Origin of the sequence: Streptomyces anulatus (genome assembly GCF_000721175.1) — a bacterium.
GTDB lineage: Bacteria > Actinomycetota > Actinomycetes > Streptomycetales > Streptomycetaceae > Streptomyces > Streptomyces anulatus_C.
In genome coordinates, this window is record NZ_JOEZ01000012.1 from 283,787 (window position 1) to 308,820 (window position 25,034).

Genomic DNA, 25,034 nt, shown 5'->3' on the forward strand with positions numbered 1-25,034 from the left:
CACCCTTAAACCGGCCTTTCCTTTCGTTACGTTTCCCTCACGCCGCCCGCCGGACGGGGTGAGGGGGAACATCTCACGGGACGGAGTCTCACGGTCCCTCGAGCGCACGCGTGAGCCGGTCCCGCGCCTCCCGCAGGACCTCGGACAGCTCGGGCGGCTCGATCACCTCGAAATCGATCCCCATCATCAGCACATGGATCACCAGCACGGTGAGGTCCGGCGCACCCGCGGTCAGCCGGCAGGTGTCGTCGTCCACGGCCTCCAGCACCCCAGCGGACGGCGACACCCGCCGGGCGGCCTCCGCGAGCGGGGCCTTCAGAAGGATCACGGACCGGGCCGCGTACGCCGAGACCGCGACGCCCCGGGAGACGTACGCCGCCAGATCCTCAGCGGGCGGGGTGCGCGGGGCGAAACGAGGGCCGTGCGGCGGGGTCGGGGTGATCCGGTCCACCCGGAACGTGCGCCAGTCCGCCCGCTCCAGGTCCCAGGCCACCAGATACCAGCGGCGCTCGGTGCAGACGAGCCGGTGCGGTTCGACCGTACGGCGCGAGAGCTCCCCGCCGTGGGACCGGTAGGCGAACCGGAGCTGCTCGGCGTCCCGGCAGGCGCCCGCCAGCTCGGTGAGCACACCGGGGTCGACTGCGGAGTCCTCCGGGCCGCGCAGCATCGGCACGGTGAACGCGCCGAGGGCGCTCACCCTTCGGCGCAGCCGGTTCGGCAGCACCTGTTCGAGCTTGGCCAGCGCGCGTACGGAGGTCTCGCCGATGCCCTCGATGCCTTGCCCGGCGGCCGTGCGCAGACCGACGGCGACCGCGACGGCCTCCTCGTCGTCCAGCAGCAGCGGCGGCAGCTCGGCGCCCGCCCCGAGCTGGTAGCCGCCGCCGGTTCCACGGCTGGCGTTCACCGGGTAGCCGAGATCGCGCAGCTTGTCGACGTCCCGGCGGACGGTGCGCGGAGTGACGCCGAGCCGGTCGGCCAGATCGGCGCCGGACCAGTCCCGGTGGGCCTGCAGCAGTGAGAGCAGGCGCAGCAGTCGTGCCGAGGTCTCCAACATGCGGGCGAGTCTGCCAGGGACAGCGGACAGCATCTGTCCGCTGCCCCGGAATCCCTCTCACCCGGGCATCCCTGTCCGCTGTCCCGTCGTCTCCCCCGTCATCTCTCCCGGCCGGATCGGCGGCGCGGCCGGGAGAGGACGGGAGGGGTCACGCGGGCTTCCCCTTGCGGAGCACGTCGGCGACCTTGTAGCGCAGGGCGTAGGCCCCGTCGAGGACGCCGCCCCGGGTGCGGTGCAGGGCGGTGCGCAGGGCGCTGTGGCCGCTCCCCTGGGTGCCTCGGGCGACCAGCTCGGCGAACAGGCTCTCGTGGCGCTCGGCGATCCGCGCCGGGTCGAAGCGGGCCGAGGCGCTCAGCGCGGCCCCGCCCATCCGGTGGCGCAGTTCGTCGTCCTCGATCAGCTGGAGCAGCGCGGCGGCGATCGCGTCCGGGTCGCCGACCGGCACCAGGCGCCCGTCGACGCCGTCCTCGATGATCTCGGCCGGCCCGTGCGGGCAGTTCGTGGCGACGACCGGCAGACCGCCGCGCATCGCCTCGACGATCGTCATGCCGAAGGACTCGCGGTCCGAAGTGACGGCGGCGATCGACCCCTTGGGCCACTCGGCCTCCATCGGGTTGACCGACCCCATCAGGAACACCTTCTCGTGCAGGCCCAGTTCGTCGATGAGGGTGCGCAGCGCCGCCTGTTCGTTGCCGGTCGCGTCCCCGCCGCCGTAGATGCGCAGCCGCCAGTCCGGGCGGGCCGCGGAAACCTGGGCGAAGGCCCGCACGAGGAGGTCGTAGCGCTTGACCCGGTGCAGCCGGCCCGCCGCGACGACCCACTTCAGGTCGCCGCCCGCGGGCGGACCGGCGGGCTCGGGCACGGCGTTGGGGATGGTCTCGATCCGCAGGCCCGGCAGCTTCAGCCGGCTGCGGTAGTCGTCCGCGTCGGCACGGGTGACGGTGGTCAGCGCGTCGAGCAGCGTGTACCGGTGGGCGATCTCGCGGCGCAGCCGGTAGCTGTGGCTGTCGAGCGTCAGGTGCTCCTGCCCGACGCGCACCGGTCCGCGGCGGGTCTGCCTGCTCAGGTGCACGTTGAGGCCGGGGCGGGTGCCGACGACGACGTCCGCCTCGATGCCCCGGAGATGGGCGGCGACACGGGCGTCGGTGAGCCTGCTGTACTGCTTGTGCCTGCTGTCCCCGCGCGGGAACACCACGGCGGGCCGGGCGTGTTCGGCGTCGCCGCCGTCGTACGTCGCGCTCTTCTTCCGCAGGTCGACGAGGTGACGCATCGTCACACCCTCGGGTGCGCCGAGGACGGGGGCGTCACGGTGCCGGAAGACGGACACGATCTCGACGTCGTGGTGCTCGGCGAGCGTACGGGCGAGCGTGAACGTCGTCCGGATGGTTCCTCCGATTCCATAGGCATTGTGCAGTAGAAAAGAAATATGCATGGTGTCGCTGTTTCCCCCTGTCGACCCGGCCTGTCAGGACCGTACTTCCGGGCGGATTTCCGCCCGGATTGCACCGGGAATCCCGGAGCATCCGAAAAAGCGCGCACGGGATCCCCGTTCCGCCGCCGGAACCCCCACTGACCTGCGGTTTCCGGAATCTGCTGATCCGGATGGCCGCGGGGCCCGGAAGTGACGGGACCGCGTCCGCGGGCCACCGGTGCGGTAAACCAGTCACCTGCCCGCCATCCGTTGGCCAACGCTTTCCTTCGAGCTTGACGTAGGGCAATGCCAGTAGGTTGCCTGCGTCCGGGCAAAACTTCCCGGAGGGACGCGACAGCCGTACGCCGAACGCGCGGAACCCCGTACGTCGACTGCTCGACGTACCGACGTGTCGACCTGTTCCCCACTTCCGTCCGCCCCGGTGCGTGACCCCGGCCACGGATCCCGCGTTGTCTCTTCATGAGCCGGGAACCACCCGGCCCACGCACCGAGTTCGAGGAGCCCCCGTGCCGCGCATGCTCGACGTCAGTCAGGACGTACGTGCCGAGATCGGCGACGACGAAGCCGACCGGCTGCTCGTCGGCGACAACGCCCCGGGCAGTTACGACTGCACCTCCTGCCGCACCCCCGGCGACTCCGACCAGGAACGCACCAGCACGGTGCTGTTCATCGGCGACGAGACCGCCGTCCTCGCGTTCGCCCACGCGACGTGCATCCCCTCGCAGGTCGTCAAGGTCGCGGAGGACCAGCTCCAGGGCGCGGTGCGCAGCATCACCGGCAGCGAGCAGAAGAATACGGAGGGGCTCATGCCCGAACAGGCCGTCCTCGGCATCACCAGCGGACTCGTCCTCATCGAGGACGATCTCCGCCCGGCCCTGGTCGTCGAACCGACCGGCCCGGTCGCCCGGCCCGGCACCGACGGCAGCGGGGGCGACGAGTTCCTCCAGCTGCTGCTGGAGCAGGGCTTCCGTCCCGCCCCCGACCTGAACCGGCTGCCGGAGGTCCTTGCCGGCTGGTCCGTGCTACTGGCAGTGGGCCAGCTGCACGCCGTGCTGCAGCCGAGCGCCGGTGGCGGCAACCCGGTCGCCTGGTGGCAGGCCCACCAGCCGCTCCAGGTGACCGACGGTTGGCGGGCCGCGGTCAGCAAGTCGCAGACGGTCCTCGTCTTCGCCGCCCCGGCCGGCACCATCGGCCAGCAGCCGCGCGAGGACCTGCTCCGGGACGCACTGGAGAAGGCCGCGGTCAACGGTCTCCTGGTCGCCGCCTCGATGCCGCTGGCCGGGACCTGAGCATGTCCGCCCAGCTCGGGCACCCTCGCCGAACAGCGTTTTCTCCGGCGGGGCCGCATCCGACGGGCGGTGAGGTCGTTGGCACCTACGTGCACTCATACGACTCCTCCCGCCAGCATCAGAGTCAGATCCCCGCCATGCGTCCTTCGCAGGATCCGTCGGGGGGCGTGTCCCCCACCCCGATCTACGACGCGCTGTACTCCGAGTACCGGCGCTCGTTCCGGGCGTTGCCTGGCGACCGGAGCGGCGAGGAGAATCTCGGGTTCCCGGCCTTCGGCGCCGGTCTCTTCGCCTCCAGGGCACCGCTGAGCGGTCACCCCGCTCCCTCCGGGCACAGCGGCCACGGCGGGCACAACGGCCAGAGCGCGACCAGCGGGACCACCGGGAGCAGCGGGCAGAGCCAGCACACCGGCAGCCTCGGCTCCTGGCAGCGGGTGGGCCGGCATGCGGGGCGGCCCCGGCCCGCGGTGCTGCCGCCGGGGTCGCGGGATTCCTGACGCCCGCCGGCGAAGGCCGCACGCCCCATGACGAAGCCCCGGACCGCTCGCCTCTCGCGAGCGGTCCGGGGCTTCGTCGTGTGCAGGTGCTACTTGTTGCGGCCGCGCTTCTCGCGGACCCGGACGGAGATGTGGATCGGAGTGCCCTCGAATCCGAACTCCTCGCGCAGCCGGCGCTCGACGAAGCGGCGGTAGCCGTGCTCCAGGAAGCCGGAGGCGAAGAGCACGAAGCGCGGCGGCTTGGTGCCCGCCTGGGTGCCGAAGAGGATGCGCGGCTGCTTGCCGCCGCGGATCGGGTGCGGGTGGGAGGCGACGATCTCACCGAGGAAGGCGTTGAGCCGGCCGGTGGGAACGCGGGTCTCCCAGCCCTCGATCGCGGTCTCGATCGCCGGGACCAGCTTCTCCATGTGCCGACCGGTGAGGGCCGAGACGTTGACGCGCGGGGCCCAGGAGATCTGCGCGAGCTCCGTCTCGATCTCGCGCTCCAGGTAGTAGCGGCGCTCCTCGTCGAGGGTGTCCCACTTGTTGAACGCGACGACGAGGGCGCGTCCGGCCTCCACGGCCATGGTGATGATGCGCTGGTCCTGGACGCTGATGGACTCGCTGGAGTCGATCAGGACGACGGCGACCTCGGCCTTCTCCACGGCGGCGGCCGTACGCAGCGAGGCGTAGTAGTCCGCGCCCTCCTGGAGGTGTACGCGGCGCCGGATGCCGGCCGTGTCGATGAACTTCCAGGTGATGCCGCCGAGCTTGATCAGCTCGTCGACCGGGTCCCGGGTGGTGCCGGCCTGCTCGTTGACGACGACCCGGTCCTCGCCCGCGACCTTGTTCAGCAGGGAGGACTTGCCGACGTTCGGGCGGCCGATCAGGGCGATCCGGCGGGGGCCGCCGAGCGCGGTGCCGAACTTCTGGGCCGGGGCGTCCGGCAGGGCCTCCAGGACCGCGTCCAGCATGTCGCCGGTGCCGCGGCCGTGCAGCGAGGAGACCGGGTAGGGCTCGCCGAGGCCCAGCGACCACAGGGCGCTGGCGTCCGCCTCGCCGCTCTGGCCGTCGACCTTGTTGGCGCAGAGGACGACGGGCTTGCCGGCCCGGCGCAGCAGCTTGACGACGGCCTCGTCGGTGTCGGTGGCGCCGACGGTCGAGTCGACGACGAAGACGACCGCGTCGGCCGTCTCGATGGCGTACTCGGCCTGGGCGGCGACGGAGGCGTCGAGGCCCAGCACGTCCTGCTCCCAGCCGCCGGTGTCGACGACCTTGAAGCGGCGTCCGGCCCATTCGGCCTCGTAGCTGACGCGGTCGCGGGTGACGCCGGGCTTGTCCTGGACGACGGCCTCGCGGCGGCCGATGATCCGGTTCACCAGGGTCGACTTGCCGACATTGGGGCGGCCGACGACGGCGAGCACGGGGAGCGGGCCGTGACCGGCCTCGTCGAGGGCGCCCTCGACCTCCTCGGCATCGAAGCCTTCCTGCGCGGCGAGCTCCATGAACTCCGCGAACTCGGCATCGCCAAGTGCTCCGTGCTCGTGGCCCGAGCCGTCGGAGTGAATCTGGTCGTTCATGAAGTCCGTTCCTCTTTACATCATCATCGATGGACCGCGATCAGCGCGGTCCACTACTCAAGTCTCGCCTAGCGCCCGGTGAGGCGCTTGGCGCTTTCCAGGTGCGCGGTGAGCTTCGCCTGGATCCGCAGGGTCGCCTCGTCCAGCGCCTTGCGCGTACGCCGCCCGTCACCGGCGCTCGCGTCGAACGCGTCGCCGAAGACGACGTCGACCCGGCTGCGCAGCGGGGGCAGCCCTCGTATCAACCGTCCGCGGCGCTCGGTGCTTCCCAGGACGGCGACGGGGACGATGGGCGCCCCGCCCCGAACCGCGAAGTACGCGAGTCCGGCCCGCAGCGAGGCGAAGTCTCCTTCGCCCCGGGTGCCCTCCGGGAAGATCCCGAGGACGCCGCCGTCCTCCAGTACGCCGAGCGCGTGGCTGATGGCGGTGCGGTCGACGGTCGTACGGTCCACCTCGATCTGGCCGATCCCGTGCAGGAACGGGTCGAGGGGGCCGACGAACGCCTCCTTCTTGATCAGGAAGTGCACCGGCCGGGGTGCGGTGCCCATCAGCATCGGTCCGTCGATGTTGTGGGAGTGGTTCACCGCGAGTATGACGGGTCCGGCGGCGGGCACGCGCCACGCGCCGAGGACCCTGGGTTTGAACAGCCCGTACATCAGGCCGATGCCGATGGACCGCCCGACGGCCGCTCCGCGCAGCGTGGGCGCGCCTGTGGCATCGCTCACGCGGCGACCCGCTTCCCCTCGACGAGGGTGACGACGCACTCGATGACCTGCTGGAGGGTCAGCTCGGTGGTGTCCACCTCGACGGCGTCGGCCGCCTTGGCGAGCGGCGAGGTCTTGCGGCCGGAGTCGGCCGCGTCCCGCTTGATCAGGGCCTCGCGGGTGGCGCTCAGGTCGGAGCCCTTGACCTCGCCGCTGCGCCGGGCGGCGCGGGCCTCCGGGGAGGCGGTGAGGAAGATCTTGAGGTCGGCGTCGGGCAGCACGGTGGTGCCGATGTCCCGGCCCTCGACGACGATGCCGCCGGTCGCGGCCGCGGCGATGGAGCGCTGGAGTGCGGTGATGAGCGTGCGCACCTCGGGAACCGCGCTGACGGCGCTGACCTTGGAGGTGACCTCCTGCGTACGGATCGGCCCGGAGGCGTCCTCGCCGTCGACGGTGATCGTCGGGGCGGCGGGGTCGGTGCCGGAGACGATCACGGGCTTGGCGGCGGCGGTCGCGATCTCCTCCGGGTCGCTCACGTCGATGCCGTTGTCCAGCATCCACCAGGTGATGGCCCGGTACTGCGCGCCCGTGTCCAGGTAGCTCAGGCCGAGCGCTGCGGCGACGGCCTTGGAGGTGCTCGACTTGCCGGTGCCCGAGGGCCCGTCGATGGCGACGATCACGGAGGGGCGTGCGGTTTCCACGGTGGTGGACACCTTCCTGGTACACGGGCGGGGCGGACGGGCCTGGGGGCGGCCTCGTACCAGGTTACCGAGTACCGGGCGCGCCCTTGTACCCCGTACGGGGGAGGCGGGCCACCCGGGCGGGGGTGGTGCCGCCACGTCGTGCGGGACCGGGCTCAGAGCCTGTGGGGTGGCCTTCGATCGAAAAGCGGACGCGCTCTGGTGCGTGCGATTCCAAGGCGCCGAGAGGCCCTCGTAGCGGAGCTACCAGGACATTTCAGCAACGCCGGAAGCGTGCCTGCCAGGGCGCGGCCGCCCGGTCAGAGGCACCCGACAGGCTCTCAGCCGCGGATCGACCAGCCCCGCTCCTGGAGGGCCGCGCCGAGGACCGGGGCGGCACTGGGCTCGACCATGATCTGGACGAGGCCCGCCTGCTGGCCGGTGGCGTGCTCGATGCGGACGTCCTCGATGTTGACCCCGGCCCGGCCGGCGTCGGCGAAGATCGCGGCCAGCTCGCCCGGCTTGTCCCCGATGAGGACGGCCACGGTCTCGTAGGCGGCGGGGGCGGCGCCGTGCTTGCCGGGAACGCGGACGCGGCCCGCGTTGCCGCGGCGCAGGACGTCCTCGATGGCGTCGGTGCCCGCGCGCCGCTTCTCCTCGTCGGCGGAGTGCAGGCCGCGCAGCGCGGTCACGGTCTCCTCCAGGTCGGCGGCGACCCCGGCGAGGACGTCGGCGACCGGCCCCGGGTTGGCGGAGAGGATCTCCACCCACATCCGGGGGTCGGAGGCGGCGATCCGGGTGACGTCACGGATGCCCTGTCCGCACAGGCGTACGGCGGTCTCGTCGGCGTCCTCCAGCCGGGCGGCGACCATCGAGGAGATCAGCTGCGGGGTGTGCGAGACGAGGGCCACGGCCCGGTCGTGGGCGTCGGCGTCCATGACGACGGGGACGGCCCGGCACAGGGCGACCAGCTCCAGCGCGAGGTTGAGCACCTCGGTGTCGGTGTCCCTGGTGGGGGTGAGGACCCAGGGGCGGCCCTCGAAGAGGTCGGCGGTCGCGGCGAGCGGCCCTGAGCGCTCCTTGCCCGCCATCGGATGCGTCCCGATGTACGGGGTGAGGTCGAGGCCGAGCGCCTCCAGCTCGCGGCGCGGGCCACCCTTGACGCTGGCGACGTCCAGGTAGCCGCGGGCCACCCCGTCGCGCATCGCGGTCGCGAGGACGGCGGCGGTGTGCGCGGGCGGTACGGCGACGATCGCCAGGTCGACACGGCCCTTTGCGGGCTCGTCCGTACCGGCGCCGAGCGCGGCCGCGGTGCGGGCGGAGGCGGGGTCGTGGTCGACGAGGTGCACGTGGACGCCGCGGCCGGCCAGCGCGAGGGCGGCGGAGGTGCCGACGAGCCCGGTTCCGATGACGAGGGCGGTTCTCACTGGGCGATGTCCTTGCGCAGGGTTGCGGTGGCGCCGAGGTAGACGTGGCTGATCTCGGCGCGCGAGAGATAGGTCTCGACGTGCACGAGGATACGGACGACCCGGGGCATGGCCCCGTCGATGTCCAGCTCCTGGGCGCAGATGAGGGGTACGTCGACGATGCCGAGGCCCCGGGCGGCGGCGGCCGGGAAGTCGCTGTGCAGATCCGGGGTGGCGGTGAACCAGATGCTGATCAGGTCGTCGGCGACGAGCTCGTTGCGCTCCAGGACCGCCGTCAGCAGCTCACCGACCCGCTGGTCCATGTGTCCGGCCTCGTCCCGGTCCAGCTGGACGGCGCCCCGGATCGCTCGTACCGCCACGTCGTGCTCCTCGCTCTTCGCCGATCGTCCACGCCGCCGGCCCGGCGCTCCGCGGCGCGGCCGGCTGCTCCTCCCAGCCTAGTGCCGTGGCAGGCAACGTTTACCCGTCAAGGAGTGGCGTCCGGTGCGTGCTCCCGGTGCCGGCCCGATGCCCTCGTACTGGACGTACTCGGGATTTCGGCCGGCGGCGAGAGTGTGTGCCGGGCGTCGCGACGGGGCGAACGTCGCCTGCCACGGCACTGGATCGGCCGCGGCGGACGCGATCACGGCGTTCCGTCCGTGAGACGCGCGGTGACGTGCGTGGGGCGGCCCGGGGTTCCTCGCTAGTGCCGCGTCAACCTTGGCTGACGCGGCACTAGAGAGGGGCCCGGAGCCATCGTGACCCGTGGGCGGCCCCGCAGCCGTCGGAGCCCCATCCGCCACCCGGTCGGGGGCACGGCCCGCCCGGTTGCTTCATCCGGGGGCCCGCCGCCGCCACGATGGCCCCCACCCACCGCACCACGCCTGCCATCGAAGGAGAGCACATGAACGCACGGCGAAGGACGGTGCTGGCCGCGGGAGCGGCGGGCGCCGCGGCACTGGCCACCGGCTGCGGATCCTCCGACGGGGACGGCGGCGGGGACGCCACCGGCACACCGCCCACGTCGGACGGGGCGTCACCGGGTGCCGCGGGCGGCGTGGAGCTGGCCAGGACCGCGGACATCCCGGTCGGCGGCGGCACCGTCTTCAAGGAGCGGAAGGTGGTGGTGACCCAGCCCGAGGAGGGCGAGTTCAAGGCGTTCTCCGCCGTCTGCACCCATGCGAGCTGTCTCGTCTCGACGGTGAGCGACGGCACCATCAACTGCCCCTGCCACGGCAGCAGATACGGCATCACGGACGCGGCGGTCGAGGCCGGCCCGGCGACCCGGCCGCTGCCCGCCGAGCAGATCAGCGTCTCGGGGGGCGCGATCCGGCTGACCTGAGCGGGACCGGTAGCCTCGCCGCCATGATCACCGCCGCCGACGAGGCACTCGTACGCGACCACACGGTCTACGCCTGCGTGATGGGCTCGCGCGCGTTCGGGCTGGCCACGGAGGACAGCGACACGGACCGGCGTGGTGTGTTCCTCGCGCCCACCCCGCTGTTCTGGCGCTTCGAGAAGCCGCCGACGCATGTCGAGGGGCCTGCGCCGGAGCAGTTCTCCTGGGAGCTGGAACGCTTCTGCGAGCTGGCGCTGCGGGCCAACCCGAACGTGCTGGAGTGCCTGCACTCCCCGCTGGTGGAGTCCGTGGACGACACCGGCCGCGAACTGCTGGCACTGCGCGGGGCGTTCCTCTCCCGGCTCGCGCACGGCACGTTCGTCCGGTACGCGCTGGGCCAGCGGAGGAAGCTGGAGGCCGACGTACGGGTCCATGGCGCGCCGCGCTGGAAGCACGCGATGCATCTGCTGCGGCTGCTGGCGAGCAGCCGGGACCTGCTGCGTACGGGCGAGCTGCGCATCGAGGTCGGTGAGGCCCGGGAGGGACTGCTGGCGGTGAAGCGGGGCGAGGTGCCCTGGCCGGAGGTGGAGCGCCGGATGAACCGCCTAGGCGAGGAGAACGACGAGGCGGCGGCCCGCTCCCCGCTGCCGCCGGAGCCCGGCCGGGCGGCCGTGGAGGACTTCCTCGTCCGGACCCGGCGGGCTTCGGCCGATCGCGCTCCGGGCCGGTCCGGGCTCACACCGTCCGGGGACCGCCCGAAGCGGCCGTGAGCTCGGCCAGCTTCTGGAATTCGCCCAGGTCGTAGTTGGTCAGGGCGGAGTCGAGGTTGGTCAGCGCCCCCAGGTGCTCGATGAATCCCCGGGGGTCGTACTCGATCTGCAGGGTGACGCGGCTCGATGTGTCGTCGAGCCGGTGGAAGGTGACCACCCCCGCGTGGTGGACTCCCTCGGTGGTCTTCCAGGCGATGCGGTCCTCGGTGACCACCTCGGTGAGTTCCGCGACGAAGCGCTTCTCCGCACCGGGCAGCGAGAGCTGCCAGGCGAAGCGCCGCTCGTCGATCGGATCGACGCGCTGGACGTGGCTCAGGAACCTCGGCCACTGGGTGACATCGCTCCACAGGGACCAGGCGACGGCCACGGGCGCCTTGATGTCGACGGTCTCGACGAGTGAGGAGGACATGGACGACCACCGGACCTTCCGTACGGGGAGCAGGTTCCGCTCCCTCGTACCCGGTCGTTATCGGCTCATTCGCGGCTACCTGACCCGACAAACAGCGCATCGAGGAGCATAATCGGTGATAACGGATCGTTTGGAGGATCCCATGATCGTCCTCGGCATCATTCTCCTGGTGATCGGCCTGCTGACCGGCCTTTCCATTCTCTGGACCATCGGAATCATCCTCGTGGCCATCGGTGCCTTGCTGTGGGTGCTGGGCGCCGTCGGGCACGCGGTCGGCGGAAGGCGTCACTACTGGTGACCGCCCCAGCCCCGTGCACCCGCGGGTCCCCGGGGCCGTCGCGGTGACGGTGGCATGACTCAGGCGTCCCAGAGCGCGGCGAGGGACAGCAGGTCGCTGCGGTACTCGATGCGTTCGGACCACTCCTTGGGCCACGCCGCCGCGCCCAGGTGCGCGCCGGCCAGCGCTCCGGTCAGGCAGGCGATGGAGTCGGAGTCGCCTCGGGTGCAGGCGGCGCGGCGCAGGGCGGTGACGGGCTCCTCGGGGAACATCAGGAAGCAGTGCAGGGCGGTGGCGAGGGCTTTCTCGGCGATCCAGCCGTCCCCGGTCCGCTCGCACGGGTCGGTCTCCGGCGACGGGTCGCGCAGCGCGTCCTGGACGTCTCCCAGCGCGGTCAGGCACTCGTCCCAGCCGCGCTGGATGTACGCCTGCGGGGTGGCGTCGCCCGCGTGGCGCCAGAGGTCGCCGAGCCAGCGGGTGTGGTAGCGGCCCCGGTTGTCGTAGGCGTAGCTGCGCAGCCGGCCGATCAGGCCGAGGGGTTCGGCGCCCTGGGCGAGCAGGAACACCGCGCGGGCCAGCAGGTCGGAGGCGGCCAGGGCGGTGGGGTGGCCGTGGGTGAGTGCGGCCTGGAGCTGGGCGGCGCCGGCGCGCTGTTCCTCGCTGAGGCCGGGGACCAGCCCGACGGGGGCGACCCGCATGTTGGCGCCGCAGCCCTTGGAGTGCGTCTGACTGGCCTCCTGCCAGACCGGGTTGAATTCGAGCAGGCGGCAGGCGGTGAGGCAGGTGTTGCCGGGGGCCCGGTTGTTGTCGGGCGAGTGGTACCAGGCGACGAACTCCTCTCGGACCGGGCCCACCAGCCGTTCGGGGGTGAGCAGTCCGCTGTCCGTGGCGGTGCGGATGGCGCGGCCCAGCGCGATCGTCATCTGGGTGTCGTCGGAGACGATGGCGGGCTCCAGGAGAGGCATCTGCCGCCAGGGGCCGAACTTGGCGAGGATCGCGGGCACGTCGTTGAACTCGGTGGGGAAGCCCAGGGCGTCCCCGAGCGCGAGCCCGGTCAGCACACCGGTGGCCGCCTGCTTGGTGAGGGGCGGGGTGGCGATGGTCATCTGTCTCGTCCTTCCGGTGCGGAGCGGGGAGCGTCGGGGCGGGGCGGGCGCAGGAGCGGCGGGTGCAGGGCGGTGGCGTCGCCCGCCCGGTGGAGGGCGGCCGGTTTACCCCGTCCGCCGGTGCGGCGCGGGGGGCCCTCGACGGCCTGGACGAAGCCGGGCACGTTCAGGACCTTGCGCCGGAAGTTGGGACGGTCGAGCTCGACGCCCCAGACGGTCTCGTAGACCTGCTGCAGCTCGCCGAGGGTGAACTCGGCGGGGCAGAAGGCGGTCGCCAGGCAGCTGTACTCGAGCTTGGCGCCGATCCGGTCGTGGGCGTCGGCGAGGATCCGGTCGTGGTCGAAGGCCAGCGGCCCGGTGGAGGCCGCGTCCCACCAGCGGGCGCTCGCCGCGTCGCCGCCGCCGCGCGGTTCGGGCAGGTCCGGCAGGAGTGCGGCGTAGGCGACGGAGACGACCCGCATCCTCGGGTCACGGTCCGGGTCGGTGTAGGTGCGCAGCTGTTCGAGGTGGAGGGCGCCGACGGTGCCGGGGCCGAGGCCGGTCTCCTCGGCGAGTTCGCGGCGGGCGGCGTCCTCGGCGGACTCGCGGGGCAGGAGGAAGCCGCCGGGCAGCGCCCACCGGCCGCGGAAGGGCTCCTGGCCGCGTTCGACGAGCAGCACGTGCAGCCGGGCCTCGCGGACGGTGAAGACCGCGAGATCGACGGTGACCGCGAACGGGGCATAGGCGTGCGGGTCGTAGCCCTCGGGGGCGGGGGTGCTCATCGTTCCTCCGGGAGGGGGGCGGCGAAGTCCCAGCGGGTGGCGAGGAGTTCGTCGACGGCGGTGACAGCGGCGGCGAGCCGCGCATCGGGCGGGCCGGTGATCTCGATGAACCGCAGGACCCTCCCTCGCTAATAGTCACTCTGACTATAAAGGCCGGGCGGGGACGACAAAAGACCCGCGGCCGGTATCTGTTCGAACTTTCCGAACAGATACCGCCCGCGGGCCGTCGACAGGAGCAGCTTTCTAGAGGCCTACCTCGCGCATCAGCATGCCGACCTCGGTGTTGGTGAGGCGGCGCAGCCAGCCGGACTTCTGGTCGCCCAGCGGGATCGGCCCGAAGGACGTCCGCACGAGGCGCTCGACCGGGAAGCCGGCCTCGGCCAGCATCCGGCGCACGATGTGCTTGCGGCCCTCGTGGAGGGTCACCTCGACCAGGTAGTTCTTGCCGGTGTTCTCGACGACGCGGAAGTGGTCGGCGCGGGCGTAGCCGTCCTCCAGCTGGATGCCGTCCTTGAGCCGCTTGCCGAGGTCGCGCGGCAGGGGGCCCTGGATGGCGGCCAGGTAGGTCTTCTTCACGCCGTACTTCGGGTGCGTGAGGCGATGGGCCAGCTCACCGTGGTTGGTGAGCATGATGATGCCCTCCGTCTCGGTGTCCAGCCGGCCGACGTGGAACAGCCGCGTCTCGCGGTTGGTCACGTAGTCGCCGAGGCACTGACGGCCGTCCGGGTCCTCCATCGAGGAGACGACGCCCGCGGGCTTGTTCAGCGCGAAGAACAGGTAGGACTGGGCGGCGACGGTCAGGCCGTCGACCTTGATCTCGTCCTTGTGCACGTCGACGCGCTTGCCCTGCTCGACGACGATCTCGCCGTTGACCTCGACGCGGGACTGCTCGATCAGCTCCTCGCACGCGCGGCGCGAGCCCATGCCCGCCCGGGCGAGGACCTTCTGCAGCCGCTCGCCCTCCTCCTCGGCGCCCGGGTGGGTCTTGGGGAGGTTGATCTCGGGCTTGTTCGCATACCGGTCGCGGTTGCGCTGCTCGATCTTGGCGTCCAGCTCACGGGGGCGCGAGGGGGCCGCGCGGCGGAAACCGCCGCTGCGGCCGCCGCCGCCCTGTGCGGGCCTCGGGCCGCCCTTGGCGCCGCCGCGGGCCGCCGAGCCGCGGCCCTTGCGGGGGCCGTCCTGCTCGGTCCGGGCGCCGGGGGCGTCGTTGCCCACGTCGTAGCGGCGCTCCTCGGGGCGGGGACGGCGGGGGCGCTGCTCCTCGTCGCGTCCGCCCTGGTAGCTGTCACGGCCGCCCTGGTAGCTCGTGCGGCCGTCCTGAGAGCCCGGACGCCCGCCCTGGCTGCCGCCTCGGCCGCCCTGACCGGTGGGCCGGCCGCCCGAGGCTCCTGGCCGCCCGCCCTGGCTGCTGCCGCCGCGTCCGCCGCCGCCCTGGCTGCTGCCGCCGGGGCGTCCGCCCGGGCCGCCGCCCTGGCCCTGGCGGAAGGACCCGCCGCCGCTGCGGCCGCCGCTGTCCGCGCCGCCGCTCCGGGGGTTCCGGTTGCCGCCGCCGCTGCTCCGGCCGCTCCCGCCGTTGCCGCTTCCGCTGTTCCTGCCACTGCTTCGCATCAAAATTCCGTCTTGTCGTCTGCGTGAGTATCCGGGGTGTCCGGTGCGTCCGGATCGAACGACGGCACACCCTCTAGCGTCTCAGCCTCGATCGCGTCCGCCTCCGGGAGGAAGGGCGCGAGCTCCGGGAGCTCGTCCAGGCCGCGCAGGCCCATTCGCTCCAGAAAGTAGTTCGTCGTCCTGTACAGGATCGCACCTGTTTCGGGTTCCGCGCCCGCCTCCGCCACCAGGCCCCTCTGGAGGAGGGTCCGCATGACCCCGTCGCAGTTCACTCCGCGCACCGCCGAGACCCTGGATCGGCTCACCGGCTGCCGGTACGCGACCACCGCCAGCGTCTCCAGCGCGGCCTGGGTGAGCCGGGCGTGCCGGCCGTCCAGGACGAAGCCCTCCACGGCCGCCGCGTACTCGGGGCGGGTGTAGAACCGCCAGCCGCCCGCGACGAGCCGCAGCTCGAAGCCCCGGCGCTGCACGGTGTACTCGTCGGCCAGCTCCCGCAGCGCGTCCGCCACGGCCCTGCGGGGCCGCTGGAGCACCTTGGCCAGGTGGTCGACGGTGGCGGGCTCGTCGACGACCATGAGGACCGCCTCCAGGGCGGGCTTCAGATCGAGCGCGGCGACCGCGGCCTCGTCGTCCGGTCCGCCGTCCTGTGCGGTGGGCTGCGCGCTCATTCCCGTACGTCCTCCTCTTCAGCCGCCCCGTCGAGGTCCTGGTCGAACTCGTCCGTCACCACCGGATCCGCGTCCGCCCCGCCGCACCAGGCCACCGACAGGTCGCCCAGCGCCTCGTCCTGGTCGAGGGTGACGGCCTTCTCGCGGTACAGCTCCAGCAGGGCCAGGAAGCGGGCCACCACGGTCAGGGTGTCCGGCGCGTCCGCGGTCAGCTCCTCGAAGCTCACCGCCTTCCCCGCCTCGCGCAGCCGCTCCACCACCAGACCCGCCTGCTCCCGGACGCTGACCAGCGGGGCGTGGATGTGGTCGACGTACACCTGCGGCTCGGGCTTCGGCCGCATCGCCTTGACCGCGAGCTTCGCGAAGCCGTCGGGCCCGATGCTGATGACCACCTCGGGAAGCAGCTCGGCGTGGTGGTCCTCCAGGCCGACGGTACGGGGGTAGCGGCGCGCCTCGGACTCCAGGCGGCCCTGGAAGATCTCGGCGATCTGCTTGTACGCGCGGTACTGGAGCAGCCGCGCGAAGAGCAGGTCCCGCGCCTCCAGGAGCGCGAGGTCGGCCTCGTCCTCGACCTCGGCGGCGGGCAGCAGCCGGGCGGCCTTGAGGTCGAGCAGCGTGGCGGCGACGACGAGGAACTCGGTGGTCTGGTCGAGGTCCCAGTCGGGGCCCATGGCACGGATGTACGCCATGAACTCGTCGGTGACCTTCGACAGGGCGACCTCGGTCACGTCCAGCTTGTGCTTGGAGATCAGCTGGAGGAGGAGGTCGAAGGGGCCCTCGAAGTTCACCAGCCGGACGGTGAAACGCTTGTCGTCCGGCGCCGGCTCCGCCTCTTGTACGGGCTCCGGCTCCTGTACGGGTACGGGCTCCTGTACGGGTACGGGCTCCTGTACGGGTACGGGCTCCGGATCCGGAGCCACCCCCTCCGCCTCCACGGGCGGCGCCCCCGCCCCCGGCCCCCGCCCCAGGGCACGGCGGCGCGGGGTGGCGGGGTCGGCGGGCGTGGGCATGGTGGTCCAGGGGTGGGGCGGCGGCGCGGACGGGTCCCGCCGGTCGGCGGGCCCTGCGGGGCAGGCTACCCGCGCCGTGCCGCTCAGCGGCCGCGCAGCCGCCGTACGAGGATGCTCGCGTCGCCCCGGGACTCCAGGTCGGCCAGGACCACCGCCACCGCCTCACGGACGATGCGGCCGCGGTCGACGGCGAGGCCGTGCTCGCCGCGCAGGACGAGCCGGGCGTGTTCGAGGTCCATCAGCTCCTCGGCGGAGACGTAGACCGTGATCTTCTCGTCGTGGCGTTCCCGGCCGCTGGGGCGGCGGTTAGCGCCGCGTCCGCCGCCGCGCCTGCGCTGCTGCTGGACCGCCGGGGGCTGCTCGGCCGGGGCGGCGGAGGACGCGGGGCGCTCGCCGGAGACGGCCTTGCCGGACGGGGAACGCCCGCCCTCGCCGCCGCGGCCGCGGGGGTCGCCGCCGTCGGCGTCGGCCGCGGCGTGCTCCTCACGGTCGGCGGACGGGGCCTGGCCGGAGGGGTCGCTCTCCCCGGCGGGTGCGGGCACCCGCGGCTCGCCGTTCGCCTTGCGCCGCCGCTCCGCCGGGGAGGACGACTGGAGGCCCATCCCGCCTCCGGTGGTACGGAACAGTTCGTCGGCCCCCGGCAGACTCACTCGGCGTGACACCGGGCGAGCACCTCCCTGGCGAGCTGGCGATAGGCGGCTGCGCCGACCGAGTTGGAGGCGTAGGTGGTGATGGGCTCACCGGCGACCGTGGTCTCCGGGAAGCGGACCGTGCGCCCGATGACCGTGTGGTAGACGTGCTCGTCGAAGGCCTCGACGACGCGCGCCAGGACCTCGCGGCTGTGCACCGTACGGGAGTCGTACATGGTGGCGAGGATGCCGTCGAGCTCCAGCTCCGGGTTGAGCCGCTCCTGGACCTTCTCGATGGTCTCGGTGAGCAGCGCCACCCCGCGCAGCGCGAAGAACTCGCACTCCAGCGGCACTATGACCTTGTGAGCGGCCGTCAGGGCGTTCACGGTCAGCAGGCCGAGGGAGGGCTGACAGTCGATCACGATGTAGTCGTAGTCGGCCATCAGCGGCTTCAGGGCGCGCTGGAGCGTGGACTCGCGGGCCACCTCGCTGACGAGCTGCACCTCGGCCGCGGAGAGGTCGATGTTGCTGGGCAGCAGGTCCATGTTGGGGACCGCGGTCTTGAGCAGGACGTCGTCGGCCGCCATGCCCCGCTCCATGAGCAGGTTGTAGACGGTGAGGTCCAGCTCCATCGGGTTGACCCCGAGGCCGACGGAGAGCGCGCCCTGCGGGTCGAAGTCGACGAGCAGGACCCGGCGCCCGTACTCCGCGAGCGCGGCGCCCAGGTTGATGGTCGACGTGGTCTTGCCGACGCCGCCCTTCTGGTTGCACATCGCGATGATCTTCGCGGGGCCGTGGTCGGTCAGGGGGCCCGGGATCGGGAAGTACGGCAGCGGCCGTCCGGTCGGGCCGATGCGCTCGCGGCGCTGACGCGCGGCGTCGGGCGCGAGGGTGGCCGCGTACTCCGGATCGGGCTCGTACTCGGCGTCGGGGTCGTAGAAGTGCCCCTCGGGCACCTCGGCGAAGTCGGCGAAGCGGTCGGTGTCCCGGCTGCTCTCGTTGCCGGCCATGGCGTTCACGTGTAGGCCGTCCATCATCTGGGGGGCTGTCGTCATGTGCTGTTGGGTGGCGAAGGTGCGGACAGCGACGGAGCCGACAGCTTCGAGCCCGATCGGGCTCAGACCCCGTGCAGGCATCCCTGGTTGACCACCCCCGGGAGTAATTGTCGACTCATTCACAAGTCGTCTTACCTCCTTGGACGTGACCAGGAAACTTATCGATAGGTCAGCGTGGCACCATGCCGACGATTGGCGACTCTATGGCGTGTCACCGGTCCGCAGCAACACAATCCGCCGGACCCGGCCCGATGTGTCGGCAATCGAACGCCTCGCTGTCAAGGGTGCACAGCGACCAAGCCGCACATTTCACCGCAGCACGAAACGGGTAAAGGGTTATGTTCGACGCGAGTTGCGCAAGGGCCTCACAGGGCCCGATACACGTCCGGCCGGACCTTGCTCGGCAAGGTCCGGCCGGACGTGCGATGTTGACGGAGGGGTTGACCCGTCAGCCGAGGAGCGTGCTCAGCTCGACGTGCGGAAGGTCGTGCGCCTCGGCCACCTCGCGGTAAACCACCTGGCCCTCATGGGTGTTGAGGCCCTTGGCGAGTGCGGCGTCGCGGCGCAGGGCGTCGGCCCAGCCACGGTTCGCGAGCTCCACGATGTAGGGCAGCGTCGCGTTGGTGAGCGCGTAGGTGGAGGTGTGGGGCACCGCGCCGGGCATGTTGGCGACGCAGTAGAAGACCGAGTCGTGGACCTGGAAGGTCGGCTCGGCGTGGGTCGTCGGACGCGAGTCCTCGAAGCAGCCACCCTGGTCGATTGCAATGTCGACAAGTACACTTCCGGGCTTCATCTTGGCGACGAGCTCGTTGGTGACCAGCTTCGGGGCCTTGGCTCCGGGGATCAGGACGGCGCCGATGACGAGGTCGGCCTCGACGACGGCCTTCTCCAGCTCGAAGGCGTTGGAGACGACGGTCTGCACCTTGGTGCCGAAGATCTTGTCGGCCTCGCGCAGCTTGTTGATGTCGCGGTCGAGCAGCGTGACGTGGAAACCGAGGCCCACGGCGATCTGGGTGGCACTCCAGCCGGAGACGCCGCCGCCGATGACGACGGCCTTGCCGGCCGCGGTGCCGGGGACGCCGCCGGGCAGCACGCCGCGACCGCCGACGGAGCGCATCAGGTGGTACGCGCCGACCTGCGGGGCGAGGCGGCCCGCGACCTCGGACATCGGGGCGAGCAGCGGGAGGGCGCGGTTCGCGGTCTCGACCGTCTCGTAGGCGATGGCGGTGGTGCCGGAGGCCAGCAGCGCGTCGGTGCACTCGCGGGAGGCGGCGAGGTGCAGGTACGTGAAGAGCGTCTGGTCCTTTCGGAGGCGGTGGTACTCCTCGGCGACCGGCTCCTTGACCTTCAGCAGCAGGTCGGCGGTGGCCCAGACCTCGTCGGCGGTGGGCAGGATCCGCGCACCGGCGGCGACGAACTCCTGGTCCGTGATGGACGAGCCGACGCCGGCGCTCTGCTCGATGACGACCTCGTGGCCGTGACGGACGAGCTCATGCACTCCGGCGGGGGTGATCGCCACCCGGAACTCGTTGTTCTTGACTTCGCGGGGGATGCCGACCTTCACGTCGATCACGGTCCTTGGCTCGGAGGGTCATCCGGGCACAACGGTGCATACCCGGACATATACAGCATAAATGGGAGACGCCACGGAGGAACGCGGCAGAGCCAGTCTAATGAAGGACTTCGCGCTGTCTAGCCTTACAAAGCATTAACTTTCCGTCGAAGCACTGCGGATTTCGTAGGCAGGGGCCTCCTCACCCAGCAATCTATCGGCCGCAGCCCGGTGCAGCCTGGCAGCCGCGGGGTCCCCGAGCCGGTCCAGCGTGTCGGCGAGACGCAGCTGCAGCGCCGCCTGAAGCCGCACGTCACCGGCACGCCGGGCCAGGTCGACCGCCTCCCGGCAGGTCTGGAGCGAGTCGTGCGGCCGGCCCGCGTACTCCTGGACCCGGGCCGCCTCGCTGAGCGCCCGCGCCTGGGCCGCCGGATCGCCGAGCCTGCGGTGGCCCGCCACGGCGGCGCGCCAGTTCCGCAGCGCCTCGCCGTAGCGCCCGGCGTACGTGTGGACCGCCCCGAGCCGCCCGTACAGCCGGGCCTCGTCCGCGCGCTCCCCCTGGGTCAGCCGCTGGGAGAGCGCCCGGCCGTACCAGTCGGCGGCCCGGTGGTAGTCCCCCAGCTCCTCGTACGCGCCGCCTACGGATTCCATCGCGCGGCCGGTCGCGTACAGGTCCTTCGCGGCCTTTCCGGCGTCCAGCGCGGCCCGGTAGCGGGTCAGCGCGTCCCGGGTGCGGCCGGTGCGGGCGTCCAGGTCGGCGAGGTTCAGCAGGGCAGCCGCCTGCTCGCGGGGCAGCTCGCGGCGGAGCGCCACGTCCAGGACGAGACCGTGCAGCCCGTACAGCTCGGCAGCCGCCTCCTCCGTCCCCCGGTGCGCGGCCAGGGCTCGCACCAGGGCCGCCACCAGCCGCCGCGCCAGGGTGTCGAGCTCGCCGTCCGCCACGGCGAGGCGGGCCGATGCGAGCAGGGCGGGCTGGCGGACCCGCAGCCAGGCGCCCGCCTCCTCCGCGCTCGGGAAGCGCAGCGAGCGGGGCAGTCCGGCGAGCTTGCCGCGAGCGGTGGAGCCCTCCGGTTCGGTGATCGCCCGGCACGCCTGGAGCCGGCGCACGGCCCGCTCCAGCATCCGGGCGCGGGCGAGCTGGATCTCGGCCGGCCGGTCCCGGTCCTCCAGCAGCGCCCGCAGCAGCGGGGCGAGGCAGCCGGGCACCGCGTACTGGGGGTGGGCCGCGTTGTCCGTGCGCAGCAGCCCGAGCTTCACGAAGTCGTCGAGGGTGGAGCGGGCGGCCGAGACCGAGCAGCCGGCCAGCGCGGAGGCCGTGTGGGCGTCGGCGAGCCCGGCGGGGGCGAGGGCCAGCAGGCGCAGTATCCGGGCGGCGGTCGTCGGCAGGGAGTCGTGGACGAGCCGGAACGCGCGGGCCAGCGGCCGGGCGCCGGTGGGCTGCTGCTCGCCGGAGTCGGGCAGCTCGTGCAGCTGCTTGGCGACGTCGGCGACCGAGGCCGTGGGGTGGGCGGCGAGCAGGCCGCCCATCAGGGCGAGCGCCGCGGGCTGTCCCCCGCACACCTCGGAGAGCGTCTCCGCGGTGCGGGGGTCGACGGTGATGCGGACCTGCCCGATGGCGCGGGCGAGCAGCCGCACCGCCGCGCCCGCCTCCAGCCCGCCGAGCGTGCAGGGCCGCACGTCGGGGATGCCGGTCAGCGGGCCGGTCGCGGTGGCGACGACCAGGCAGTCCGGGTTCTCCGGGAGCAGCGGGTCGACCTGCTCGGCGTCGGCCGCGTCGTCGAGCACCAGGACGAGCCGGCGTACGGCGAGGGCCTCGCGGACCAACTCGGACAGCTCGTCCTGATCGGCGCCGGGCGGGACCGCCACTCCGAGGAGGCCGAGGATCTCGCCGGCGGTGCGTTCGGTGGGGACGCTCTCGCCGCCGGGGTCGGTGAGGCCGACCCGGAGCACCCCGTCGGGGTAGTCGCCGGAGCCCGTACCGGGTACGGCCCAGGGCCCTGCGCCCGCGGCCGTCGCGGCGGCCCCGGCGGCGTCGGTTCCGGTGAGCGCCCCGGCCAGTTCCTCGGCGAGTGCGCTGCGGCCGGAGCCGGGGCGGCCGGCGATGAGCAGGACCCGGGCCCGGGGGGTCTTGCGGCCGGCCAGGGTGTCGAGACCGGCACGCTCGATGTCCGCCCGCAGAGCCTTCAACTCGCGTTCGCGGCCGAAGAATCGGGGTGGGGCGGTGCCGGACGGCTCCTCGGCCCCCGGAACCTTCGCCGGGCCGCTGGTGTCCACCGCCTGATCGGTCACGAGCCACGCTCCACTTCGCTGCACGCGGTGCCCGCCGGAACTCCGGTCGGGTGCCTTTCGAGCGTAGTTCAGCGGTGACGACGATCACTGCGGAGCGGGGCGGAGCACGAGGGAACATCCCCCGATCGGATGAGCATTTCTTCACTTCTTACGATCGCGATGTCCTGGCGATCGTCCGACCGGGGGTACGGTGCGCGGCGGCAGACGGGCCGTCAGGCCTCGAAGGGCCGGGCCGGCCAGGGCGCCTCGGCGGGGCGCAGCGAGTCGATGCCGTCGCCCGCGCGTACGGCGGTGAGCGCGAGCGCCCCGACGACCAGGCAGTTGTTGTGCACGTCCCCCGCGATCACCGAGCGGACCAGATCGGGCAGCGGCACCCGGGCGTGCTCCATGTCGGCCTCCTCCTCGGACACCGCGTACCGCTCGCCCTCCGCCTCGGAGAGGTCGCGGGCGAGGAAGATGCGCACGGCCTCGTCGCAGCCGCCGGGCGTGGTGTAGACGTCGGTCAGCACCCGCCAGTCCTCGGCCTTGACGTGCGCCTCCTCGTACAGCTCGCGCTGCGCGGCGTGCAGGGGGTTCTCGCCGGGGATGTCGAGCAGTCCGGCCGGGATCTCCCAGAGCCGGTGGCGTACCGGATGGCGGTACTGCCGCAGCACGATGACCCGGTCGTCCTCGTCGATCGCGAGGACGGCGACGGAGCCGGGGTGGACCTGGTAGTCACGGCCGTGGACGGATCCGTCGGGCATCACCACCTGATCGGTGCGGACGCTGGTCTTGTTGCCGGTGAAGGGGGTGACGGTCGCGGTGACCTGCCACTCCTCGGGCGTGTCCTGGATACCCATGTGCGTCCTCCCACGTACAGAACGAAAAACCGGGGCACGGCATCCGTGAAGGATCCGTACCCCGGTCAACCGTAATGCCTGGGAACTAGGGCGTGTTTCGAAAGTCCCGCCTGCTCGGCGACGCCTGGCACGCACGCTCGCTGCGTTGCCGGGATCACCCCGATACGTCCAGTATCGGGGCGACCCTCCGCCTTGCGATCGCACGCACCAGACGCCGCCGAGCCCGCCCTCCGGGCGGACGGCGCTACTTTCGAAACACGCCCTACTCGCCTGCGCCGACCTTGCGCGCGACGGCGGCCTTCACCAGACCCGCGAAGAGCGGGTGCGGGCGGGTCGGGCGCGAGCGCAGCTCCGGGTGCGCCTGGGTGGCGACCAGGTAGGGGTGCACCTCGCGCGGGTACTCGACGTACTCGACGAGCTTGTTGTCCGGGGAGGTGCCGGAGAAGACCAGACCGGCCTTCTTCTCCAGCTCGGACCGGTAGGCGTTGTTGACCTCGTAGCGGTGGCGGTGGCGCTCCTCCACGTACGGCTGGCCGTCGTAGGCCTCGCGCACCAGCGAGCCCTCGGCGAGCTTGGCCGGGTAGAGGCCGAGCCGCATGGTGCCGCCGAGGTCGCCGGCGCCCTCGACGAAGGCGAGCTGCTCCTCCATCGTCGAGATGACCGGGTGGGAGGTGGCGGCGTCGAACTCGGTGGAGTTGGCGTCGGGGATCTCGGCGAGCGAGCGGGCCGCCTCGATCACGATGCACTGGAGGCCGAGACAGAGGCCGAGCAGCGGGACCTTGTTCTCGCGGGCGTAGCGGATGGCGCCGACCTTGCCGTCGACCCCGCGCTCGCCGAAGCCGCCCGGGATGCAGATCGCGTCGACGTCGCCGAGGTGCTCGGCGGCGCCGGCCGCGGTCCGGCAGTCGTCGGAGGTGACCCACTTGACCTTGACCCGGGCCTTGTTGGCGAAGCCGCCGGCGCGGATGGCCTCGGTGACCGAGAGATAGGCGTCGGGCAGGTCGATGTACTTGCCGACCAGCGCGACGGTGACCTCGTGGTCGGGGTTGTGGACCCGGTCCAGCAGGTCGTCCCAGGTGGTCCAGTCGACGTCCCGGAACGGCAGGTCGAGCTTGCGCACGACGTAGGCGTCCAGACCCTCGGTGTGCAGCACCTTGGGGATGTCGTAGATCGACCGGGCGTCCGGGCAGGCCACCACGGCGGTCTCGTCGACGTCGCACATCAGCGAGATCTTGCGCTTGATGGCGGTGGGGACCTCGCGGTCGGCGCGCAGCACGATGGCGTCCGGCTGGATACCGATGTTGCGCAGGGCGGCCACCGAGTGCTGGGTGGGCTTGGTCTTCAGCTCACCGGAGGGGCCGATGTAGGGCAGCAGCGAGATGTGGACGACGAAGACGTTGTCCCGGCCGACCTCGTGGCGGACCTGGCGGACGGTCTCCAGGAACGGCAGCGACTCGATGTCGCCGACCGTGCCGCCGACCTCGGTGATGACGACGTCCACGTCGTCGGTGGCCATGCGGCGGATGCGGTGCTTGATCTCGTTGGTGATGTGCGGGATGACCTGGACGGTGTCGCCCAGATACTCACCGCGCCGCTCCTTGGCGATGACCTGCGAGTAGACCTGGCCGGTCGTCACGTTGGCGGAGCCGTCGAGGTCGACGTCGAGGAAGCGCTCGTAGTGGCCGATGTCCAGGTCGGTCTCGGCGCCGTCGTTGGTGACGAACACCTCACCGTGCTGGAAGGGGTTCATCGTGCCGGGGTCGACGTTGAGGTAGGGGTCGAGCTTCTGCATGGTGACCCGCAGGCCCCGTGCCTTGAGCAGGGCACCCAGGCTGGAGGCAGTCAGACCCTTGCCGAGGGAGGAGGCGACACCCCCGGTGACGAAGATGTGCTTGGTCGTCGTGGATGTGGGCTGCATAGCCAAAGGGGGCTCCCGTGGTCGCGATTCTGAGGTGCGTACCGGCTGCCGAACCGGAGATTCCGGTGGTGCCGTCGCTGCGGTTCGGGGGCCTCGTACGCTGTCGCGAACGACCACCGGTCCACGGGCTACCAGGGTAACAGCGACGGCGGGAGGCTGCTTCCGGCCACACCCTGCACACGG

Annotated in this window: 24 protein-coding genes and 1 pseudogene; 5 read left to right on the top strand and 20 right to left on the bottom strand. The window is 72.2% G+C overall.

The annotated features are described in order from the left end of the window. Positions 1-88 precede the first annotated feature (88 nt). Both IG90_RS0115900 and IG90_RS0115905 read right to left on the bottom strand, forming a co-directional pair. The gene (locus IG90_RS0115900; protein ID WP_030583956.1) at positions 89-1,054 is read right to left on the bottom strand and encodes a helix-turn-helix transcriptional regulator; all 966 of its coding nucleotides are present in this window, start codon (positions 1,052-1,054) and stop codon (positions 89-91) included. A 148-nt stretch (positions 1,055-1,202) separates the two neighbouring features. Then, positions 1,203-2,486 carry a glycosyltransferase family 4 protein gene (locus IG90_RS0115905; protein ID WP_030583959.1) on the bottom strand — a complete coding sequence of 428 codons (1,284 nt, stop codon included), beginning with the start codon at positions 2,484-2,486 and terminating at the stop codon, positions 1,203-1,205. A 506-nt stretch (positions 2,487-2,992) separates the two neighbouring features. On the opposite strand from IG90_RS0115905, the gene IG90_RS0115910 reads away from it, so the two are divergent. Together IG90_RS0115910 and IG90_RS0115915 are read left to right on the top strand one after the other, a co-directional pair. Next, positions 2,993-3,775: a hypothetical protein gene (locus IG90_RS0115910; RefSeq protein WP_030583962.1), complete on the top strand. Its 783-nt coding sequence runs from the start codon at positions 2,993-2,995 to the stop codon at positions 3,773-3,775. A 137-nt stretch (positions 3,776-3,912) separates the two neighbouring features. Continuing rightward, entirely contained in the window at positions 3,913-4,272 is a 360-nt protein-coding gene (locus IG90_RS0115915; RefSeq protein WP_030583965.1) for a hypothetical protein, read from the top strand. 89 nt (positions 4,273-4,361) lie between these two features. Here the strand turns inward: IG90_RS0115915 and der are convergent, their stop codons facing one another. The 5 genes from der to aroH form a co-directional block, all read right to left on the bottom strand. Beyond that, entirely contained in the window at positions 4,362-5,831 is a 1,470-nt protein-coding gene (gene der / locus IG90_RS0115920; RefSeq protein ID WP_030583969.1) for a ribosome biogenesis GTPase Der, read from the bottom strand. Between the two features lie 68 nt (positions 5,832-5,899). Then, positions 5,900-6,556 carry a lysophospholipid acyltransferase family protein gene (locus tag IG90_RS0115925; RefSeq protein ID WP_030583972.1) on the bottom strand — a complete coding sequence of 219 codons (657 nt, stop codon included), beginning with the start codon at positions 6,554-6,556 and terminating at the stop codon, positions 5,900-5,902. Further along, positions 6,553-7,248, bottom strand: coding sequence for a (d)CMP kinase (gene cmk / locus IG90_RS0115930; protein ID WP_030583975.1), 696 nt, complete (start codon positions 7,246-7,248; stop codon positions 6,553-6,555). Before cmk ends, IG90_RS0115925 begins: the two co-directional genes overlap by 4 nt. A 308-nt stretch (positions 7,249-7,556) precedes the next feature. Then, positions 7,557-8,642 (bottom strand): prephenate dehydrogenase, encoded by a 1,086-nt coding sequence (locus IG90_RS0115935; RefSeq protein ID WP_030583978.1) that lies wholly within the window; start codon positions 8,640-8,642, stop codon positions 7,557-7,559. Beyond that, the gene (gene aroH / locus IG90_RS0115940; RefSeq protein WP_030583981.1) at positions 8,639-9,001 is read right to left on the bottom strand and encodes a chorismate mutase; all 363 of its coding nucleotides are present in this window, start codon (positions 8,999-9,001) and stop codon (positions 8,639-8,641) included. The genes IG90_RS0115935 and aroH overlap by 4 nt, the downstream gene beginning before the upstream one ends. A 524-nt stretch (positions 9,002-9,525) precedes the next feature. On the opposite strand from aroH, the gene IG90_RS0115945 reads away from it, so the two are divergent. Continuing rightward, a complete protein-coding gene (locus IG90_RS0115945) occupies positions 9,526-9,963 on the top strand; it encodes a Rieske (2Fe-2S) protein (protein WP_030583984.1) in 438 nt (145 codons plus the stop codon). Positions 9,964-9,986: 23 nt separating this feature from the next. Further along, positions 9,987-10,730: a nucleotidyltransferase domain-containing protein gene (locus IG90_RS0115950; protein WP_030583987.1), complete on the top strand. Its 744-nt coding sequence runs from the start codon at positions 9,987-9,989 to the stop codon at positions 10,728-10,730. On the opposite strand, the gene IG90_RS0115955 is transcribed toward IG90_RS0115950, so the two are convergent. Continuing rightward, entirely contained in the window at positions 10,696-11,139 is a 444-nt protein-coding gene (locus IG90_RS0115955) for an SRPBCC family protein (protein WP_030583989.1), read from the bottom strand. The genes IG90_RS0115950 and IG90_RS0115955 overlap by 35 nt on opposite strands. Before the next feature lie 142 nt (positions 11,140-11,281). Between IG90_RS0115955 and IG90_RS44830 the strand changes: the two genes are divergently transcribed. After that, entirely contained in the window at positions 11,282-11,437 is a 156-nt protein-coding gene (locus IG90_RS44830; RefSeq protein WP_164494021.1) for a DUF6131 family protein, read from the top strand. Positions 11,438-11,496: 59 nt separating this feature from the next. Here the strand turns inward: IG90_RS44830 and IG90_RS0115965 are convergent, their stop codons facing one another. The 12 genes and pseudogenes from IG90_RS0115965 to IG90_RS0116015 form a co-directional block, all read right to left on the bottom strand. Further along, positions 11,497-12,522, bottom strand: a complete 1,026-nt coding sequence (locus tag IG90_RS0115965; protein WP_030583992.1) for an ADP-ribosylglycohydrolase family protein — start codon at positions 12,520-12,522, stop codon at positions 11,497-11,499. Then, the gene (locus tag IG90_RS0115970; RefSeq protein ID WP_030583995.1) at positions 12,519-13,283 is read right to left on the bottom strand and encodes an NUDIX hydrolase; all 765 of its coding nucleotides are present in this window, start codon (positions 13,281-13,283) and stop codon (positions 12,519-12,521) included. The genes IG90_RS0115965 and IG90_RS0115970 overlap by 4 nt, the downstream gene beginning before the upstream one ends. Further along, positions 13,280-13,396 (bottom strand): annotated as a pseudogene (locus IG90_RS45865) (AAA family ATPase); the annotation flags it as partial. The gene IG90_RS0115970 and the pseudogene IG90_RS45865, both read right to left, overlap by 4 nt. Positions 13,397-13,526: 130 nt before the next feature. Continuing rightward, complete coding sequence (locus IG90_RS0115975; RefSeq protein ID WP_030583998.1) at positions 13,527-14,891, bottom strand: pseudouridine synthase; 1,365 nt, start codon at positions 14,889-14,891, stop codon at positions 13,527-13,529. Further along, the gene (gene scpB / locus IG90_RS0115980) at positions 14,891-15,559 is read right to left on the bottom strand and encodes an SMC-Scp complex subunit ScpB (protein ID WP_030584001.1); all 669 of its coding nucleotides are present in this window, start codon (positions 15,557-15,559) and stop codon (positions 14,891-14,893) included. Before scpB ends, IG90_RS0115975 begins: the two co-directional genes overlap by 1 nt. Continuing rightward, the gene (locus IG90_RS0115985; RefSeq protein WP_030584004.1) at positions 15,556-16,569 is read right to left on the bottom strand and encodes a segregation and condensation protein A; all 1,014 of its coding nucleotides are present in this window, start codon (positions 16,567-16,569) and stop codon (positions 15,556-15,558) included. Before IG90_RS0115985 ends, scpB begins: the two co-directional genes overlap by 4 nt. 83 nt (positions 16,570-16,652) lie before the next feature. Next, positions 16,653-17,219, bottom strand: a complete 567-nt coding sequence (locus IG90_RS0115990) for a hypothetical protein (protein WP_030584009.1) — start codon at positions 17,217-17,219, stop codon at positions 16,653-16,655. Further along, positions 17,216-18,334 carry a ParA family protein gene (locus tag IG90_RS0115995; protein ID WP_030584011.1) on the bottom strand — a complete coding sequence of 373 codons (1,119 nt, stop codon included), beginning with the start codon at positions 18,332-18,334 and terminating at the stop codon, positions 17,216-17,218. The genes IG90_RS0115990 and IG90_RS0115995 overlap by 4 nt, the downstream gene beginning before the upstream one ends. Before the next feature lie 367 nt (positions 18,335-18,701). After that, on the bottom strand, positions 18,702-19,817 hold the full coding sequence (ald, locus tag IG90_RS0116000) for an alanine dehydrogenase (protein WP_030584015.1): 1,116 nt from the start codon (positions 19,815-19,817) through the stop codon (positions 18,702-18,704). A 144-nt stretch (positions 19,818-19,961) separates the two neighbouring features. Beyond that, positions 19,962-22,094, bottom strand: a complete 2,133-nt coding sequence (locus IG90_RS0116005; RefSeq protein ID WP_030584018.1) for a tetratricopeptide repeat protein — start codon at positions 22,092-22,094, stop codon at positions 19,962-19,964. A 212-nt stretch (positions 22,095-22,306) separates the two neighbouring features. Then, positions 22,307-22,933 (bottom strand): NUDIX domain-containing protein, encoded by a 627-nt coding sequence (locus IG90_RS0116010; RefSeq protein WP_030584021.1) that lies wholly within the window; start codon positions 22,931-22,933, stop codon positions 22,307-22,309. A 262-nt stretch (positions 22,934-23,195) separates the two neighbouring features. Next, complete coding sequence (locus IG90_RS0116015; protein ID WP_030584023.1) at positions 23,196-24,851, bottom strand: CTP synthase; 1,656 nt, start codon at positions 24,849-24,851, stop codon at positions 23,196-23,198. Between the last annotated feature and the right edge of the window lie 183 nt (positions 24,852-25,034).